The 299-nt window shown below is 59.5% G+C and carries 1 protein-coding gene; it reads left to right on the plus strand.

Going from position 1 to position 299, the window contains the following annotated elements; all coding sequences use genetic code 11:
* The coding region (locus SB764_RS39260; protein ID WP_410866645.1) for a methyl-accepting chemotaxis protein at positions 1-299 on the plus strand (299 nt) is incomplete at both ends.

Consider the following 299-nt stretch of genomic DNA (forward strand, 5'->3'; position numbering starts at 1 on the left):
AATAACGCGACACATCAGACGGATGCGGGATCGAAACTTGTCGAAGACGCCGGCAGCACCATCAACGAAGTAGTCCAATCGGTTAAACGCGTAGCCGGCATCATCAGTGAGATCTCGGCTGCATCCGCGGAGCAGAGCACAGGCATCGGGCAGGTCAATACCGCTGTGACGCAGATGGATGAGGTCACGCAGCAGAATGCTGCGCTGGTCGAGCAAGCCGCTGCTGCAGCCCAGTCCATGGCCGAGCAGGCACAGGCACTGCGCAACGCGGTAGCGATCTTCAGGGTCGACGATGCAAG

This window comes from Paraburkholderia sp. SIMBA_027 (assembly GCF_046535315.1).
In the GTDB taxonomy this organism is placed as follows: domain Bacteria; phylum Pseudomonadota; class Gammaproteobacteria; order Burkholderiales; family Burkholderiaceae; genus Paraburkholderia; species Paraburkholderia tropica.